This is a genomic window from Undibacterium sp. WLHG33, from assembly GCF_049544815.1.
Classification (GTDB): Bacteria; Pseudomonadota; Gammaproteobacteria; order Burkholderiales; family Burkholderiaceae_D; genus Undibacterium.
On record NZ_CP186697.1, the window covers coordinates 2,542,250 to 2,558,772 of the forward strand.

Sequence of the window (16,523 nt, forward strand, 5' to 3'; positions counted from 1 at the left end):
TTTAGACCTTCAAAAGCATTCCAGCGTCTTAAATATCGGCCTCGACAGCATTGCCGTGTTCTTCTATCCAGGCACGACGGGCCGCGGCTTCGCCTTTTCCCATCAGCATATTGAAGCGCCCCTCGGAAAAATCCTGATCGAATTCACCGAGGCTGACCGGTAACAAGCGTCGGGTGTCAGGATTCATCGTGGTTTCCCATAATTGTTCTGCATTCATTTCACCCAGACCTTTGAAGCGGGAAATATTCCATGCGCCGTCTTTAACGCCTTCCTTGCGTAACTTGTCTTCGATGGATGTCAGCTCGGCAGCATCGAGCGCATAGATTTTTTGCGCCTGCTTTTTGCCACGTGCCGGAGCATCAACGCGGAACAGCGGCGGACGCGCAACGCAGATGTGACCACGGGATATGAGTTGTGGAAAATGTTTGAAAAACAGCGTCAGCAACAGCACCTGAATGTGTGAACCATCGACGTCCGCATCGGACAAAATACAGATCTTGCCGTAACGCAGATTCGACAGATCAACGTTATCGTTAGGCCCATGTGGATCAACGCCAATAGCGACTGAAATATCGTGAATTTCATTATTCGCAAACAGGCGATCACGTTCCGATTCCCAGGTATTGAGCACCTTACCGCGTAAGGGCAGAATCGCCTGAAATTCTTTGTCACGCCCCATTTTTGCGGAGCCACCGGCGGAATCACCTTCGACTAAAAACAATTCATTGCGGGTGATGTCGCTGGATTCGCAGTCCGTCAGTTTGCCCGGCAAAACGGCCACGCCGGAGGATTTTTTCTTTTCCACTTTTTGCGCTGAACGCAAACGCGACTGCGCTTGTTTGATGACCAGTTCAGCGAGTTTTTTGCCGTAATCGACATGCGAATTGAGCCACAGTTCCAGCGGTGGTTTGGCGAATGAGGACACCAGACGCACGGCATCGCGAGAATTCAGACGTTCTTTAATCTGCCCCTGAAATTGCGGGTCCAGCACTTTTGCTGACAACACAAATGAGACGCGCGCAAATACGTCTTCCGGCAACAGCTTGACGCCTTTCGGTAGCAGCGAATGCATTTCTACAAAGCTTTTGACCGCGCCAAATAAGCCTTCGCGCAGACCGGATTCATGCGTGCCGCCAGCTGGCGTCGGAATCAGATTCACATATGATTCACGCACCACATTGCCTTCTTCGGTCCAGGCCACAACCCATGACGCACCTTCGCCTTCAGCAAAGCCTTCTGTGTCGGCACTGGCGAATTGCTCGCCTTCAAACAGCGGAATCAGCGGTTCGCCATGCGAATACTGGGCCAGCGCCTCGGTCAGATAGCCGCGCAAACCCTGATCGTATTGCCAGGTTTGTGATTCGCCGGTTTTTGCATTATTCAGTGTGACTTTCACGCCCGGTAGTAAGACTGCTTTTGAGCGTAGCAAACGCTGTAACTCAGCTTGGGGTATATTCGCAGAATCAAAATATTTTGCATCGGGCCAGATACTGACGCGGGTGCCGCTTTTTTTATCGCCGCGGGGAATAGGCTGGCTGCGCAGTGGTTCTATCACCTCACCATCGGCAAAGGTCAGCTGATGCAGGCCAGCTTCACGCCAGACGGTAATTTCCAGACGTTTGGATAGCGCGTTTGTGACGGAGACACCAACGCCGTGCAGACCGCCGGAAAACGCATAGGCTCCGCCGGAACCTTTGTCGAATTTGCCGCCGGCGTGCAAACGTGTGAATACAATTTCGACCGTGGGAACACCTTCGTCCGGATGCAGTCCAACCGGAATACCGCGGCCGTCATCCTCAACGCTGACGCTGCCGTCGGTATTGAGCGTGACTTGTATATGTTTGCAATGACCGCCCAGCGCTTCATCGGACGCATTGTCGATGACTTCCTGGATAATATGTAGAGGGTTTTCTGTGCGTGTATACATGCCCGGTCTTTGTTTAACCGGTTCCAATCCCTTGAGGACGCGGATGGATGATTCGCTATAGTCGGACGGAGTCGTATTTTTTTTAGTGGCCATGCAAATAGAAATCTGTTGTTTTAGTTAAAGTGCAATAATGTTTTGCAATTTTTAAATACGGAATACGTGATTTTAGATGTATTCTTGCATACGTTTTTGCAGCTATTGTAGCTGTAATAGGTAGATGGATAAACGATGTCAATAAAAACTCCAACGATCGCGATCCGACTGCTTGGATTTTCCGCCAAAGAGGAAGAAACATTTTCCGCAGTGCTTGCGGTAGCACGCGAGACCGGTTACCGCTATACATGCCTGAGGACAGGTTGTGTCCAGGATCCGGACATGTATATCGTCAATGCCAGCAACATCAAAGCGATTGCAACGTTGTCCGATCTGAATCCCGGTGAGGCGATGCCCGTGTTGCTGATCGGCAAGGCCGACATCGATTTGCCGTATGAAGTGATGCCAAGACCCATACGCTGGCGCACTATTTTCAGTATTCTCGACGAGCTGGTCAATAAGCGCGATCTGTTACTGAATACTTTAGCCGCGCATACCATCAATTTAACGGTGCATGAGCGACGCACACACAAGCGCATCGATTTTGATCTGACTGATCCTCAGGTGTATCAAAAAATGCGTGATACACCGATGGCGAAGGGCGGTATTCTGGTCGTTGACAAGGATACGCAGTTCCGTGAATACGTTGCCGCTATCATGGATCATTACGGCATCACAGTCACACTGGCATCGGATGAACGCAGTGCCCTGATGCTGGACCGGAATAATCAGCATGCGCTGACCCTGATTAACACATCCACCCCGGATGTTGATCCTTACCGCTTATGTGATGGTCTGAAAAAACAAAATCATGGTCTGAAAACTTCGGTGATTTTTTTGATTGACCAGTCTTTTGACTACAAACTCGGGCTGGCGGAGCGCGTCCATTGCGACGGGTTTCTGGTGAAGCCCTTGTCGCGCCGTGTTCTGCTCCGCACCATTAAAAAATATCTGCACCTATTTAATAAATAAGCCATGCGATTACTTGCTGAGTAATCGCATTCCCCTCTCCAGACCTTCAATAGTGACCGGAAACATGCGGTTACTCATGACCTGACGGATAATCGAAATAGATTGCCGGTATTGCCACAGGCCTTCCGGTTCCGGATTAAGCCAAATGTATTTGGGAAACATCGTTGCAAAACGCTGCAGCCAGACTGCGCCGGCTTCTTCATTGTTGTATTCGACTGAGCCGCCGGGCTGCAAAATTTCATACGGGCTCATGGTGGCGTCGCCGACAAAGATGACTTTGGTATCTGGCGGATATTTGCGCAAGACATCCCAGGTCGGGAATTTTTCTGCGTGACGGCGACGGTTGTTTTTCCACAGATAGTCATACACGCAATTATGGAAATAAAAGAATTCCATATTCTTGAATTCAGTTTTCGCTGCTGAAAACAACTCTTCCGTCTGCTGTATGTGATCGTCCATTGTTCCGCCGACATCCAGCAACATCAGTACTTTGATATTGTTTTTACGCTCGGGCTGCATCTTGATATCAAGATAGCCAGCATTGTTAGCGGTGGCCTTGATCGTTGCATCCAGCGCCAGTTCTTCTTCTGCACCCTGACGGGCGAATTTGCGCAAGCGGCGCAACGCGACCTTGATGTTGCGAGTGCCGAGTTCACGTTCAGCGTCGTAATCTTTGAACGCACGCTCCTCCCATACTTTGACTGCACTGCGGTTACCGCCTTTGCCACCGATGCGTATTCCTTCTGGATTTGTGCCGCCATTACCGAAAGGCGAGGTGCCGCCTGTACCTATCCACTTGCTGCCGCCTTCATGCCGTTCTTTTTGCTCATTGAGCAGCTCTTTGAGTCTGTCCATGAGTTTGTCGTAACCAAATTTTTCTATCGCCGCTTTTTGTTCGTCACTCAGTTCGCGTTCCAGTCGCTTCTTCAGCCAGTCGAGCGGTATGTCGGGACGCTTCTCAAAGATCGTGTCTATTCCTTTGAAATACATGCCGAAGGCTTTGTCAAACTTGTCGTAATGCGCCTCATCTTTGACCATGATCGTACGAGACAGGAAATAAAAATCGTCAAGTGACAACGCGATCAGGTCCTTTTCCAATGCTTCGAGCAGCATCAGAAACTCTTTGATTGAGACAGGAATTTTTGCGTCTTTTAACGTAAAGAAGAAATCGATCAGCACTTGTGTATCTCTCAGTATTTACTTTGCAGATATTGCAAATTCTTTTTCAAACCCGGCCATTCACTTTGCAGAATGCTGTAGACGACCGTATCACGGATACGCCCATCGGGCAGTATCATATGGTTGCGCAAAACCCCGTCACGTTTGGCGCCGAGCCGTTCAATTGCCGCTTGCGAACGCCGGTTAAACCAGTCTGTGCGAAATTCTACCGCGATGCAGTTCAGTACCTCAAACGCATGTGTCAGCATCAATAACTTACATTCCGTGTTGATACCCGAGCGTTGCGCCGATTGCGAGTACCAGGTGTAACCGATTTCAAGACGCTGGTGCTGATGATCGATATTGCAAAAGCGGGTGCTTCCAACAATTTTGTTTTCTGATTTTTCACGGACGACAAAAGGAATCGCTTTTTGCTGTGCTTGCATGGCAAGCGCCGTGTCTAGCCACTGTTGTGTCTGTTCGGGTGCGGGAACCGAAGTAAAAAATAACTTCCATAGTTCGCCATCGGCAGCTGCTTTGCGAATATCTGCAATCTGTGCCTGCTCTAATGGCTCCAGGTTGACGCGGGTTCCCTCTAAATGTAGTGGCTGGCATTCCATACTGATTCCCAGAAGTAGTTATTTTTAAGACTTTTGCACAAAAAGTCCGTGCATATCAGTAACAATAATGAAAAATGGATGAATAAAGTGGGTTTTACGGGTTATAATCTTCTATTCACTCAAAACAACAGCAATGCTTGCTAACGAAAATAAAAGCCGTTATACTGCAAAGCTGTATAGAATTTTGCGGCGTGGCATTTAATCAAATGTTTTGACCTCGTCGCTTTGACCACGTTTAGGAAATCTCATGGCAAATACCGCACAAGCACGCAAACGTGCTCGTCAAGCAGTAAAACAAAACGCACATAATTCCAGCCAACGCTCGGCTCTGCGCACAGCGATTAAAGCTGTTCGTAAAGCAATCGAAGCTGGTGACAAAGCTGCTGCAGCAACAATTTTTCAAGCATCCGTATCGACTATCGATAGTATTGCTGATAAGAAAATTATTCACAAGAACAAGGCTGCCCGTCATAAAAGCCGCCTCGCTTCTGCTCTGAAAGCGCTGGCTTAATAGTTGCTCTGCCTGTCGTTTTTACAGGCAATTTCAGATATAAAAAAACCGCATTTTTGCGGTTTTTTGTTTTTCTGCCTGTCTTTACCGGATATACAGTTTGCTGTATATCCGTATCGAAGCGATTAACGGAGCGGCAGTCCTTCAATTTTGCTGCCTGGTTTAATATTTTTCTGTTTGAACCAGCCTTGATTCATTTCCAGTGCATAGCGGACCGTCTTTTTCGCGCAGTGAGAGTCGGTCGTTTCCGGCTGCATATCCTCAATGTTGATAATTTTCCCTTCCGCATCGATAAATGCAACGGATAGCGGGATCAATGTATTTTTCATCCACATACAGACTCCGGCCGGGGCGCCAAAATCAAATACCATGCCCTCGTTGGCTCCCATTTTTGTTCTGAACATCAGGCCTTGTTCCCGGTCTGCTTCACTGGCAGCTACTTCCGCTTGAATCACGTAAATTCCTGCGGAAAGTTGCTTTACAGGTAGTTTTCTCTCTGCATGTGCGAATGGAATCAGCGTGGTCAGCAGCAAGGCACTCGCTGCCTTCAGTTTGATTGCGGGGGAAATGTTCATCGTCGTTGGTGTATGATAAAAAATAATAATGGCTATGCTACCGCAAATAAAAAAGGCAGGAATATATCCTGCCTTTTTTATTTGTGACAAAGTAATTAATTTTGATTGATTACTTTGTTGTTGATGCAGATGCAGCAGATTCAGCCGCAGCTTTTTTTGCTTTCTTCGTTTTTTTGACTTTTTTAGCTGGTTTGGCGACTTCGGTCGTTGCGGAAGCAGATGCCGGGGTGGAAGCTGCCGGGGCAGGAGCTTGTGCGAAAGCGGCTGAAGCAAACAGACCAGCAATCAGTGTGGCGATCAATTTTTTCATGTTAACTTCCTTTAGGTGATGACGTTGCGATGGATGATTCGACAGGAATCATCTCTATAACGTACACAAATACGGATAAGTTGACATGAGGAGCTGTTAAATAATTAAGCGGTACCTAGTTAAGTGGTGACTTCTGATACTGTAAGGCAATAAAACCACTCAGATGCCGACTTCCATCCATTCTCCCGGCAGTAATGGATGTGATTCTAAGGAAAATCCTCCGATCGCGGTACGTATCAGGCGTAAAGTCGGCAGTCCGGCTGCTGCCGTCATTCGCCGCACCTGACGATTTTTTCCTTCTGACAGAATGATGCAAAGCCAGCTGGTAGGAATCTGGTTCCTCTGGCGAATTGGCGGTGTTCTTTCCCATAACCATTCGGGTGTCTGTACATGCATCACAGTACAGGCTTGCGTCACAAAATCGCCCAGATCCAAAGGGTTGCGCAGTCGTTCCAGGGCGTCCTTGTCGGGGATGCCTTCGACCTGCACCAGATAAGTTTTAGGCTGTTTGTGATCAGGGTGGCTGATACGATTCTGGAGTTTGCCGTCATTGGTCAGCAAAATTAAACCTTCACTATCCGCATCAAGACGTCCTGCCGGGTATATATTAGGAATGTGCAAATAGTCTGCCAGCGTTTGCCGTTCAGGGTGGGCGGAAAACTGGCACATGACGTTGAATGGCTTGTTAAATAAGATGAGTTTCATGGCAATATGGTAAACGCAATTTTGTAAACAGATGGCATCCAGTAAAATACTAGTGCATAATACGAAATGAAGGTCTTGTGTCTTATAGAAGAGTTAATAGCGATATTGACCGCTGTGTTGGCAAGCAAGGCATATTACGAGAAAAGCGTGACCCGCTTGATCGCCTAACTACGGAGAAAACAATGTATCAACATATTAAAGTACCTGCTGAAGGTAAAAAAATTACCGTCAATGCTGACTTTTCATTGAATGTTCCTGATAATCCTATCATCCCTTTTATCGAAGGCGATGGTACTGGTGTTGATATCAGCCCTGTCATGATCAAGGTCGTTGATGCGGCCGTAGCGAAAGCCTATGCAGGCAAACGCAAAATCAGCTGGATGGAAATCTATGCTGGTGAAAAATCTACGAAAGTGTATGGCCCGGATGTCTGGTTGCCAGAAGAAACACTGAAAGTATTGAAAGATTACGTTGTTTCTATCAAAGGTCCTCTGACTACGCCAGTCGGTGGCGGTATCCGTTCGCTGAACGTTGCCCTGCGTCAGGAGCTTGATCTGTACGTTTGCTTACGTCCAGTCCGTTACTTCAAAGGCGTGCCTTCTCCAGTGCGTGAGCCAGAAAAAACTGACATGGTGATCTTCCGTGAAAATTCTGAAGATATCTATGCCGGTATCGAGTTCGCGCAAGGCTCAGATCAGGTTAAAAAGCTGATCAAGTTCCTGCAAGACGAGATGGGCGTGAAGAAAATCCGTTTTCCTGAGACTTCGGGTATCGGTATCAAGCCAGTGTCCCGCGAAGGCACTGAGCGTCTGGTTCGCAAAGCGATCCAATACGCGATTGACAACGACAAGCCATCAGTGACGATCGTTCACAAAGGTAACATCATGAAGTACACCGAAGGTGGCTTCCGTGACTGGGCTTATGCTCTGGCACAAAAAGAATTTGGTGCAGAACTGATTGATGGCGGTCCATGGTGCAAATTCAAGAATCCAAAGACTGGCAAAGAAATTACAGTGAAAGATTCGATTGCAGATGCGTTCTTGCAGCAAATTCTGTTGCGTCCGAACGAATACAGCGTTATTGCCACACTGAACCTGAATGGCGACTATATCTCTGACGCGCTGGCAGCTCAGGTCGGTGGTATCGGTATCGCTCCGGGTGCTAACCTGTCTGATTCCGTTGCTATGTTCGAGGCGACTCACGGTACTGCACCTAAGTATGCCGGTAAAGACTATGTGAACCCAGGTTCATTAATTCTGTCAGCTGAAATGATGCTGCGTCACATGGGCTGGACTGAAGCGGCAGATTTACTGATCTCGTCGACAGAAAAAGCAATCACGCAGAAGAAAGTCACTTACGATTTCGCCCGTCTGATGGAAGGTGCTACACAAGTATCCTGCTCAGGTTTCGGTGATGTCATGATTGAGAATATGTAATTCTCAGCAGACCATCTGTTTCTGACAGAGTCAAAAAAAGCCAGCATAAGCTGGCTTTTTTTATTCTTCTTCGGATTACTGATCAATGTTATTCAGGGCATAGCGAATCAGGTCGGCCTGGCCTTCAATATTGAGTTTGCGTTTGATATTCAGCCTGTGTGTTTCCACCGTCCTGACACTTAAGCCTAAGTCTTGTGCTATGTGTTTGTTTGACTTTCCTGTCGCAATACTTTTAAGAACGCATTGTTCCCGTTGAGTCAGTATCTGAGTTGCGTTGTTTGTATTATTTTGCTTGAGGCCGGAGCTGAAATACCTTCCTCCGGCTCTGACTGTTTCTATCGCATTGATAATATCTTCCGCGGGGGCATCTTTTAATACATAGGCCCGGGCACCTGCTTGTATTGCCTGACTCACATACTCTGCTTTATCGTGCATAGAGAGCATAATGATCGCGATATGAGGATAATCTTGTGCAAATTTTGCGGTCAGGCTGATTCCACTCGCCCCCCCCAGATTAATGTCCATCAAAATCAGATCCGGTGAATGATGCATCACCATTTTCAGCGCGTCCGCTGCATTTCCAGCTTCTCCGACTACGTGAAAGTGGGGAACGCTTTCCAGCCGCGCCCTCAGTCCGTCTCTGACCAGCGGATGATCATCGACTAACAGCAGATTGATCGTCTTTTTGTCCGTCATCATATTTCTCCGTTCGGAATTTTTGCTATCACGCGGGTACCATCTGTGCCCGAGAGTATATCCAGACTGCCGTTCACAGTCGCCATGCGCTCGTGCATATTGCTGAGGCCTATCCCGCGTTTAGGGTGATTCTCTATGTCCTGGATATCAAAGCCACTTCCATCATCTTCAATTGTCAATGTGATGAATTCACCAGTTTCGATGAGCCGTATATCTACGTGGCTGACATTATGTGCATGTTTATGGATGTTGGTCAGTGCTTCCTGGGCTATCCTGAACAGAACTGTATTACTGATTTCTGACAATTTGCTGAAATTTCCTGTCGCAGTGACGCGCACGGGTAAGCCTGATGCATTTTCAAATTCTCCGGCCAGATGTTCAAATGCCGCGACCAGGCCCAGATCATCCAGCATGGCCGGGCGCAAATCATGTGAAATTCTGCGCACTTCGTTAAGTGCCTCATTCAGTTGTTGTGTTGCGCGCTGAAATGGTAATCTGCTTGACTCTTGCTTATGCTGGGCGGTTTCCAGCTTTGCGAGGCCGGACTCGATCTGCAATTTAATTGAGACAAGTAACTGACTGAGACCATCATGTAAATCACGTGACAAGCGGGCGCGTTCGTCCTCCTGAGAGCGGACCACACTTCGTGCGAGTACTTTGAGTTTAGCTTCGGCGATTCTGGACTCGCTGATATTCAGCACTAAGCCGGAAAGGGCGATCAACAGTGCGCAAACCAGAGCGATTACGGTGATCCACAATAAGGTGCCACGTATATTTTTTTCGACCTGCACATCAATTTTATTGAGTGCCGCGTCGACGTCATCAAGATAGATGCCTGTCCCCAGCATCCAGCCCCAGCGCTCAAGCAGGATCACGTAACCCAGTTTTGGCGCAATCTGACCACTGGATGGCTTTTCCCATAAATAGCGTACCGCACCACCGCCATTTTTCGCTTTATTGATCAGATTCTGAATAGTGAAATTTCCCTCGGGATCTTTCAGATTCCACAGATCTTTTCCCATCAGATCAGGTTGTCGCGGATGCATCAGATTATTGCCTTGCATGTCATAGACATAAAAGTAACCATCATCACCAAAATCTAGGGTGGATAGCATCTTTTTCGCAGCTTCCTGATTTTGGGCCACGTCTTTATTACTGTTGTAAAAATGCTGAATTGCCGCTTTTCCCAGGCTGACGTAGTGCTTAAGTTCTGCCTCCTTACTGGCAAGATACGCCTGCTCGACGGTATTTCGCTGTTGCTTCGCCAGGTTTGTTGCCTGATAAAACACTGCTGCTGAAATGCCCGCGAACGAAAGCAAAAGCGGAATGATGGCGAGCAGTATAAATTTATAGCGAAGTTTCATTTCGTCAGAGCTGTCTGTGGTGGTGGTTCAGGCTTATCGGCTATTGTCTACTGACGTCGTTATTTCAGCAAAATAAAAAAACCCCGCTTTCGCGGGGTTTTTCAGAAAATCCAGAATGTGAAAATTAAGGATTTTGAATGTTGGAAGCTTGCTTGCCTTTAGGGCCTTGCGTGACTTCGAACGATACTTTCTGACCTTCTTTCAGGGTCTTGAAGCCGTTCATTTGGATTGCGGAAAAGTGGGCGAACAAATCCTCACCACCGTCGTCCGGAGTGATAAAGCCGAAGCCTTTGGAATCATTGAACCACTTGACGGTACCTGTTGCCATAATGCGTCTTTCAAATAAAAACTAATCACACGAGCCGTAAAAGCAAGAAATCTGACGACATGCCAGCCCTCCCTAAACTTGCCCACTTCATATTGACTAATTGATACTAATGCAGTCAATAAATGTCATTCTTGGCGGAAAAAAAACTAAAGTCAAGAAACTTTTATTTACTCCTCGCCCATTGTTGTATTTTTAAGTAATGTCAGTAAATTCCTTTATACAATTAAGTGGAAAGCCTGCTTTTCACTTAAAACTTGATCTGTGAAAAATGATCACCATCTGTGAGTCTGACAGAAAGCAGGTAACATCTGCTGAGAACGAAAATAAGGTAGTTTTACCTGTTTATTATTTGCCTTTGGAACGAATCAACGTACTAGAATAGACGCATGGGAAACAAGCACGAAAACGGTACGGTACTGGAGCGGCAGGAGCAACAGCTCAAACCGCCGTCGATGTATCAGGTAATATTATTGAACGACGACTATACCCCGATGGAATTCGTGGTCGCGGTGGTTCAGGAATACTTTCATAAAGACCGTGAGACGGCGATGCAGATCATGCTTAAAGTACATAGAGACGGTAAAGGAATTTGTGGCGTATATTCGAAAGATATTGCACTGACTAAAGTGGAACTCGTTTTGACACACGCTCGTAAGGCAGGACACCCCCTGCAATGTGTGATGGAGGAAGTATGATTGCGCAAGAATTAGAAGTCAGTTTGCATATGGCGTTTGTTGAGGCCAGGCAGGCTCGTTATGAATTCATCACGGTCGAGCATTTACTGCTGGCTTTGCTGGATAATCCTTCGGCCGCCGAAGTGATGCGTGCTTGCGCGGTCAATATTGATGACTTACGCAAAACCCTGACAAACTTCATTACCGATAATACACCGACGGTACCGGGTACAGCAGAAGTCGATACGCAGCCGACACTCGGTTTCCAGCGTGTGATTCAGCGTGCCATCATGCATGTGCAGTCGTCTTCTAACGGTAAAAAAGAAGTGACCGGAGCGAATGTTCTGGTGGCTATTTTTGGTGAAAAAGATTCGCATGCTGTGTATTACCTGCATCAGCAAGGGGTCACCCGCCTGGACGTGGTGAATTTTATTTCCCACGGCGTACGCAAAGACAATCCGAATGAGCCACAGAAATCACCTGAAGGTGGTGAGGAAGGGCAGGCAGATGCGCAGGCGAAAGAAAATCCACTTGATCAGTTCACGCAAAACCTGAACAAGGCTGCAGCAGAGGGCAAAATCGATCCTTTGATCGGACGCGACAGTGAAGTCGAACGTGTGATTCAGATCCTTTGCCGCCGCCGTAAAAACAATCCTTTGCTGGTCGGTGAAGCCGGGGTCGGTAAAACAGCGATCGCCGAGGGATTGGCTTTGCGTATCGTCAAAGCGGAAGTTCCCGATATTTTACAAAATGCGGTGGTGTATTCGCTGGATATGGGGGCGTTGCTGGCAGGGACGAAGTATCGCGGCGATTTTGAGCAGCGTCTCAAGGGCGTGCTCAAGCAATTGAAAGAAACACCGAACGGTATTTTGTTTGTGGATGAGATTCATACCATCATCGGCGCCGGTTCTGCATCGGGCGGAACGCTGGACGCATCCAATCTGCTGAAACCTGCTTTGTCCAGCGGACAACTGAAGTGCATAGGAGCGACAACTTATACTGAGTACCGCGGCGTCTTTGAAAAAGATCATGCGTTGTCACGCCGGTTCCAGAAAATTGACGTGAACGAGCCAACGGTCGAGCAAACCGTGCAAATTCTGCGCGGCTTGAAATCGAAGTTTGAAGAACATCACAATGTAAAGTATTCCGCATCGGCATTGACGACGGCAGCTGAATTGTCTGCGCGTTTCATTAACGACCGCCATTTGCCGGATAAGGCCATTGATGTGATCGATGAAGCCGGTGCAGCGCAACGTATTTTGCCGAAATCGAAACAGAAGAAAACCATAGGCAAAGCAGACATTGAGGAAATTATTTCCAAGATTGCCCGCATTCCACCGCAAACCGTCAATCAGGACGATCGCAGCAAATTGCAGACGATTGATCGCGATCTGAAAAATGTCGTGTTCGGTCAGGAACCTGCGATCGAAGCGCTCGCTTCTGCGATCAAGATGGCTCGCGCCGGTCTGGGTAAAACGGACAAGCCGATTGGTTCTTTCCTGTTCTCTGGTCCAACCGGTGTCGGTAAAACCGAGGTGGCGAAACAGCTTGCTTTCACTTTGGGCATAGAACTGATTCGTTTCGACATGTCGGAATACATGGAGCGTCACGCGGTCAGTCGCCTGATCGGTGCGCCACCGGGTTACGTCGGTTTCGATCAGGGTGGTTTGCTGACCGAGGCGATTAACAAGAAGCCGCATGCAGTGCTGCTGCTGGATGAGATAGAGAAAGCGCATCCCGATGTTTTCAACATACTGTTGCAGGTCATGGATCATGGCACGCTGACCGATAACAATGGCCGTAAAGCGGATTTCCGCAACGTCATCATTATCATGACCACGAACGCTGGCGCTGAAAGCTTGCAGAAACGATCTATCGGTTTTAATGACAGTCGTGAAGCCGGTGATGAGATGGCGGATATCAAGCGCATGTTCACGCCGGAATTCCGTAATCGTCTTGACGCGATCATCAGTTTCCGTCCGCTGGACGAAGAAATTATTCTGCGTGTCGTGGATAAATTCCTGATGCAGCTGGAAGAGCAATTACATGAGAAAAAGGTCGAGGCGACTTTCTCTGAGCGCTTGCGCAAATTCCTTGCGAAGAAGGGCTTTGATCCGCTGATGGGCGCACGCCCTATGGCTAGGTTGATACAGGACATGATACGTAAGGCTCTGGCTGATGAGTTGTTGTTTGGCCGCCTGGTGTCTGGTGGTCGCGTCATCGTTGATCTGGACGATAAAGATCAGATTACGCTGGATTTCAGCGAAGGTGATGCGACACCACCTGAGGCTTCACAGGAAATTGTTGAAGTGGAATAAGTAAAAAATTACACAGCGATCTTCAAGGTCGCTGTTTTTTTCAGCCCTGCCATTTGACACTCTGGAGATCGTCATGGGTAGTTTTGTTGCTCCCTTGTATGTGCTGGATTACACGACGAAGACGGTGAATGCGGTCTTATCACCTGCCGCGCTGGAAGGTAAGGAAGTCGAGGTCGACGTCTATGACCGGCGCAACTCCGAAAAAAAATATACGGCAATCGGTCGCCGGATGAAAGATGAAGACGATACGTTCCTGATTTGCGTCGCCTCAGATACCGGTCCGCATGAAGATACCTGGAATTACACCTTGCTGCGCGAATCCGCAGGTCGCAGCCGCAAAATGAAGAAATAAAAACCGGCGCCAGCTCCGGTTTTTGTGTGCCTTGTCGCCCGTGGTGTCATTGCTGATGCCCGTCACCGGCGCATCGTCCTCTGTCGGCTTGTTTATATACTCCCCGGGGTATATTTCAGAGTCCTTATTTTATGCGGAGGTAAAGGCGAAAATTCAAAAAAATAGGGGGAGTATCGTCATTTGACGACCGTTTCTGCTAATGCTTACCGGTGCTGCCAAAGCCGCCTTCACCGCGTTCGCTGTCGCCAAACTCCTCGACGATGTTGAAGCCGACCTGAACCACAGGAACGATGATTAATTGCGCCAGTCTCTCCATAGGATTCAAAGTGAATGCGCTGTGTCCGCGATTCCAGGTCGAGATCATCAGCTGACCTTGATAATCAGAATCGATTAAGCCGACCAGATTACCCAGTACGATGCCGTTTTTGTGACCCATGCCGCTGCGTGGCAGGATCATTGCGGCGTAACCCGGATCAGCAATGTGGATTGCCAGTCCGGTCGGGATTAAGACTGTCTCACCGGGTTGTATTGTGACAGACTCGTCCAGACACGCACGCAGATCGAGTCCCGCGCTGCCGGGGGTGCCGTAAGCCGGCAGTAAATCTTTCATGCGCGGATCAAGAATTTTGAGGTCGATATTTTTCATAAAAATTCAGACAAAGAAAACATAAAAGGGATACGCCGCCGCGCTCATTTAGTGCGGCAAGCGTCGCGCGATTTCAGCCAGCAACTGAATTGCCAGCGTTTGCTTGTCAGCGCGAGGCAGACCGGTGTGACCATGTTCGTCAAATATAACGAGTTCGTTATCGTCTTTGCCGAAAGTATGGTGACCGATATTGCCCACCAGCAGCGGTATATTTTTCTTGATGCGTTTCGCCGCGCCATATTCCAGCAGGTTTTCTGATTCCGCTGCAAAGCCGACGCAGTAGGGCGCGCCGGGCATCGCGGCAACGGTCGCCAGAATATCCGGGTTTTGTGCGAACACCAGTTGCGGCGTGTCATCGTGCTGCGTTTTTTTCAGTTTGTGCTCACTCGCATTGGCAACGCGCCAATCGGCCACGGCGGCGACGGCAACAAAAATATCCTGCTTGTTTTGTGCCAGGCTTTTCAGCACGGCATCATGCATCTGCTGCGCAGTCTGCACATGAATACGGCGCACACCATGCGGTGCTGCAAGCGCAGTCGGACCAGACACCAGCGTCACTTGTGCGCCGGCTTCCCAGGCTGCCAGCGCCAGCGCATAGCCCATTTTGCCGGAGGATAAATTGGTGATGCCGCGCACAGGATCAATCGGCTCAAAAGTCGGGCCGGCGGTAATAAGCACGTGCTTACCGGCCAAGATTTTGGGCTGGAATGCCGCGATGATTTCTGTGAGTAATTGCTCAGGTTCCAGCATGCGTCCCATACCTGTCTCACCACAGGCCTGCTCACCTGCTGCCGGGCCAAGAACCTGTATGCCGTCCTCTTCAATCAGGGCGAGGTTGCGTTGGGTTGCGGGGTTCTGCCACATCTCAACATTCATCGCCGGCGCGATCAATAAGGGGACGTGGCGCGGACGTGCGACGCACAGCGTCGACAGTAAATCGTCGCAAGCACCATGTGCGAGTTTGAACATGAAGTCAGTGCTGCAGGGCGCAATGATGATTGCGTCGGCATCGCGCGTCAGATCGATATGCGGCATATTGTTATGAATCCGCGCATCCCACTGATCGGTAAATACCGTATGACCGGACAAAGCTTGCATGGTCACCGGCGTGATGAACTGCATTGCTGCCTGTGTCATCACCACCTGCACGTGAGCGCCTGCTTTGCTTAAGGAGCGTGTTAATTCGGCGACCTTGTAACAGGCGATCCCACCTGTCATACCAAGCACAATTTTTTTGCCAGTCAATCGCAGGCTCATGTCAGCACTCCTTATTTTTTGACGCGGCGCAATTCATCGAGAATGAATAATGCTGCACCGACACAGATCGCACTATCCGCGATATTGAAAGCCGGGAAGTGATAGATCTCCTGGTAGTGGAAGTCCAGAAAATCAATCACATGACCATAGAGCAGACGGTCGATTACATTCCCCAACGCACCACCCATAATCAAGGCCAGCGCCGTGCAAAACAGTTTTTGTGTAGCGTGGCGCTTCAGCAGATAGGTGATATACGCTGCAGCAACCAGCCCTATCGCGGTAAAGAAATAGCGTTGCCAGCCGGATTCTGCTGCCAGAAAACTGAATGCCGCACCCTTGTTATAGACCAGCGTCAGATTAAAAAATGAAGTCACGCTCAGCGATTCAGCATAGGCAAATAACTTGGTGATAGTGATTTTGCTGACCTGGTCAAGCAGGATAATGATGGTGGCAAATCCTAACCACGGGATCAGGGACGAGCCGGAGTGAACACTGACTGCAGAAAGATTCGTACGTTTTTTGGTAGCCATGAAAAGTCTGCGATGAAGATGAGAATGAACGTCGCCCGCGCCAAAAGCTAT

Annotated in this window: 18 protein-coding genes; 6 read left to right on the forward strand and 12 right to left on the reverse strand. The window is 48.6% G+C overall.

Features of this window, described 5'->3' with window-relative positions:
- Positions 1–28 precede the first annotated feature (28 nt).
- A complete protein-coding gene (locus ACOTSW_RS11640; protein WP_423679255.1) occupies positions 29–2,020 on the reverse strand; it encodes a DNA topoisomerase IV subunit B in 1,992 nt (663 codons plus the stop codon).
- A gap of 135 nt (positions 2,021–2,155) precedes the next feature.
- Between ACOTSW_RS11640 and ACOTSW_RS11645 the strand changes: the two genes are divergently transcribed.
- Positions 2,156–2,992: a response regulator gene (locus ACOTSW_RS11645; RefSeq protein ID WP_423679256.1), complete on the forward strand. Its 837-nt coding sequence runs from the start codon at positions 2,156–2,158 to the stop codon at positions 2,990–2,992.
- 9 nt (positions 2,993–3,001) lie between these two features.
- Here the strand turns inward: ACOTSW_RS11645 and ACOTSW_RS11650 are convergent, their stop codons facing one another.
- Positions 3,002–4,171: a vWA domain-containing protein gene (locus ACOTSW_RS11650; protein ID WP_423679257.1), complete on the reverse strand. Its 1,170-nt coding sequence runs from the start codon at positions 4,169–4,171 to the stop codon at positions 3,002–3,004.
- 11 nt (positions 4,172–4,182) lie between these two features.
- Positions 4,183–4,776: a GNAT family N-acetyltransferase gene (locus tag ACOTSW_RS11655; protein ID WP_423682303.1), complete on the reverse strand. Its 594-nt coding sequence runs from the start codon at positions 4,774–4,776 to the stop codon at positions 4,183–4,185.
- A 241-nt stretch (positions 4,777–5,017) separates the two neighbouring features.
- On the opposite strand from ACOTSW_RS11655, the gene rpsT reads away from it, so the two are divergent.
- On the forward strand, positions 5,018–5,281 hold the full coding sequence (gene rpsT / locus ACOTSW_RS11660; protein ID WP_423679258.1) for a 30S ribosomal protein S20: 264 nt from the start codon (positions 5,018–5,020) through the stop codon (positions 5,279–5,281).
- A 125-nt stretch (positions 5,282–5,406) separates the two neighbouring features.
- On the opposite strand, the gene ACOTSW_RS11665 is transcribed toward rpsT, so the two are convergent.
- The 3 genes from ACOTSW_RS11665 to ACOTSW_RS11675 form a co-directional block, all read right to left on the reverse strand.
- Positions 5,407–5,856: a DUF192 domain-containing protein gene (locus ACOTSW_RS11665; RefSeq protein ID WP_423679259.1), complete on the reverse strand. Its 450-nt coding sequence runs from the start codon at positions 5,854–5,856 to the stop codon at positions 5,407–5,409.
- A 109-nt stretch (positions 5,857–5,965) separates the two neighbouring features.
- Positions 5,966–6,166, reverse strand: coding sequence for a hypothetical protein (locus ACOTSW_RS11670; protein ID WP_423679260.1), 201 nt, complete (start codon positions 6,164–6,166; stop codon positions 5,966–5,968).
- A gap of 159 nt (positions 6,167–6,325) precedes the next feature.
- Entirely contained in the window at positions 6,326–6,871 is a 546-nt protein-coding gene (locus ACOTSW_RS11675) for a pseudouridine synthase (protein WP_423679261.1), read from the reverse strand.
- A 182-nt stretch (positions 6,872–7,053) separates the two neighbouring features.
- Between ACOTSW_RS11675 and icd the strand changes: the two genes are divergently transcribed.
- Positions 7,054–8,307: an NADP-dependent isocitrate dehydrogenase gene (gene icd, locus ACOTSW_RS11680; RefSeq protein ID WP_423679262.1), complete on the forward strand. Its 1,254-nt coding sequence runs from the start codon at positions 7,054–7,056 to the stop codon at positions 8,305–8,307.
- A 75-nt stretch (positions 8,308–8,382) separates the two neighbouring features.
- Here icd and ACOTSW_RS11685 read toward each other — a convergent pair whose 3' ends face one another.
- The 3 genes from ACOTSW_RS11685 to ACOTSW_RS11695 all read right to left on the reverse strand — a co-directional run bounded on the left by ACOTSW_RS11685 (position 8,383) and on the right by ACOTSW_RS11695 (position 10,695).
- Positions 8,383–9,003: a response regulator gene (locus ACOTSW_RS11685; RefSeq protein ID WP_423679263.1), complete on the reverse strand. Its 621-nt coding sequence runs from the start codon at positions 9,001–9,003 to the stop codon at positions 8,383–8,385.
- A complete protein-coding gene (locus ACOTSW_RS11690) occupies positions 9,003–10,367 on the reverse strand; it encodes a cache domain-containing protein (protein ID WP_423679264.1) in 1,365 nt (454 codons plus the stop codon). The genes ACOTSW_RS11685 and ACOTSW_RS11690 overlap by 1 nt, the downstream gene beginning before the upstream one ends.
- A 124-nt stretch (positions 10,368–10,491) precedes the next feature.
- A complete protein-coding gene (locus ACOTSW_RS11695; protein ID WP_110257373.1) occupies positions 10,492–10,695 on the reverse strand; it encodes a cold-shock protein in 204 nt (67 codons plus the stop codon).
- 386 nt (positions 10,696–11,081) lie between these two features.
- On the opposite strand from ACOTSW_RS11695, the gene clpS reads away from it, so the two are divergent.
- The 3 genes from clpS (at position 11,082) to ACOTSW_RS11710 (ending at position 14,039) form a co-directional block, all read left to right on the forward strand.
- Positions 11,082–11,390, forward strand: coding sequence for an ATP-dependent Clp protease adapter ClpS (gene clpS / locus ACOTSW_RS11700; RefSeq protein ID WP_423679265.1), 309 nt, complete (start codon positions 11,082–11,084; stop codon positions 11,388–11,390).
- The gene (gene clpA, locus ACOTSW_RS11705; protein WP_423679266.1) at positions 11,387–13,687 is read left to right on the forward strand and encodes an ATP-dependent Clp protease ATP-binding subunit ClpA; all 2,301 of its coding nucleotides are present in this window, start codon (positions 11,387–11,389) and stop codon (positions 13,685–13,687) included. Before clpS ends, clpA begins: the two co-directional genes overlap by 4 nt.
- A gap of 73 nt (positions 13,688–13,760) precedes the next feature.
- Positions 13,761–14,039 carry a hypothetical protein gene (locus ACOTSW_RS11710; RefSeq protein WP_423679267.1) on the forward strand — a complete coding sequence of 93 codons (279 nt, stop codon included), beginning with the start codon at positions 13,761–13,763 and terminating at the stop codon, positions 14,037–14,039.
- 196 nt (positions 14,040–14,235) lie between these two features.
- Here ACOTSW_RS11710 and dut read toward each other — a convergent pair whose 3' ends face one another.
- Genes dut through lspA form a run of 3 tightly spaced genes read right to left on the reverse strand, consistent with a single transcriptional unit; the run spans position 14,236 to position 16,472 of the window.
- A complete protein-coding gene (gene dut / locus ACOTSW_RS11715) occupies positions 14,236–14,685 on the reverse strand; it encodes a dUTP diphosphatase (RefSeq protein WP_423679268.1) in 450 nt (149 codons plus the stop codon).
- 48 nt (positions 14,686–14,733) lie between these two features.
- The gene (gene coaBC / locus ACOTSW_RS11720; protein ID WP_423682304.1) at positions 14,734–15,936 is read right to left on the reverse strand and encodes a bifunctional phosphopantothenoylcysteine decarboxylase/phosphopantothenate--cysteine ligase CoaBC; all 1,203 of its coding nucleotides are present in this window, start codon (positions 15,934–15,936) and stop codon (positions 14,734–14,736) included.
- 17 nt (positions 15,937–15,953) lie between these two features.
- Complete coding sequence (gene lspA, locus ACOTSW_RS11725) at positions 15,954–16,472, reverse strand: signal peptidase II (RefSeq protein WP_423679269.1); 519 nt, start codon at positions 16,470–16,472, stop codon at positions 15,954–15,956.
- Positions 16,473–16,523 lie beyond the last annotated feature (51 nt).